Annotated in this window: 1 protein-coding gene; it reads left to right on the top strand. The window is 67.4% G+C overall.

Annotated features, from left to right (window positions below):
* Positions 1 to 200: 200 nt before the first annotated feature.
* The gene (locus ACZ3H8_RS40850; protein ID WP_467410464.1) at positions 201 to 1,037 is read left to right on the top strand and encodes an IS5 family transposase; all 837 of its coding nucleotides are present in this window, start codon (positions 201 to 203) and stop codon (positions 1,035 to 1,037) included.
* Positions 1,038 to 1,174 lie beyond the last annotated feature (137 nt).

The following is a 1,174-nucleotide window of genomic DNA, read 5'->3' on the forward strand; positions in this document are numbered from 1 at the left end:
AGGCTGCCATATCTTCCGCGGCGGGAAGGCTGCCGGGTTTCATCTCCGCACCGTGAATCGGCGCCCCTTTATCCTTGAACATTGCCGTCCTCCAATCAGCCCCTACAGCGGTGGAGGGGATCGGTGGTAGAGGGCGTCTGAAAACTCTGTCAGCGGGAAAGCCCTGGTAGCGGGGCGGTGGCGCACTTTCGGGGGCTGGGGTGTGCGGGCTGCGTACCCGTTACTCGACGGATCTGTCTGATCCGGAGTGGGAGATCCTCTGTCCGCTGGTTCCGGCGGTCAAGCCTGGTGGACGGCCGGCGAAGCACGCGCGGCGGGAGATCCTCAACGCGCTGGCGTACTGGCTGCGGGCCGGCTGTGCCTGGAGACTCTTGCCGCATGACTTACCGCCGTGGCAGACGGTTTACCACTACTGGCGGTGCTGGCAGAAGGACGGCGTGTGGGAGCGGATGCTGACGGCGCTGCGCGAACGCGAGCGGGTGCAGCTCGGCCGGGACCCCATTCCCAGTGCCGCCGTCGTGGACAGCCAGAGTGTCCGGGCCAGTGAGCGCGGTGGCCTGCACGGCTACGACGGCGGCAAGAAGGTCAGCGGCATCAAGCGCCACCTGCTCGTCGACACCCGCGGCACCGTCCTGGATACGTGCGTGAGCCCGGCCAGTGTGGGCGACTGCGATGGCGCTGTGGTGCTGTTCGCCCGCGCTGCCGATACCTTCCCGCGCCTGCGGCATGTGTGGGCGGACCAGGGCTACCGCGGCGCCGACTTCCACGCCTGGGCCCTGGAGGCCACAGGTATCACCGTGGAGATCGTGCAGCGCCGCGTCGGTGGTTTCCGCTCGACCTGGGCTCGGGTGGGGGCATCGCCTCCAGCAGTGCCCCAGTTCGCGGTGGTTCCGCGCCGTTGGGTGGTGGAGCGGACGTTCGCCTGGCTGGGACGGTGCCGCCGCCTGTCGAAGGACTACGAGTACCTGCGCGTCTGCTCGGAGAATGCCATCTACCTCGCCATGGCCATGCTCCTGGTGCGTCGCCTCGCAAGTTAGGCCCGCTGACAGGGTTTTCAGACGCCCTCTAGTTCTGACTCTGTTACTGGGCGTCGTGATGCAGCCGTCGGCCAGTCTGGACAAGCCAGCGGGGCCCATTGTGGTGAAAGCAGACCCCAGCGAGGACTCGGAGCCTG

The sequence above is a fragment of the Streptomyces sp. NPDC002868 genome (assembly GCF_055563295.1).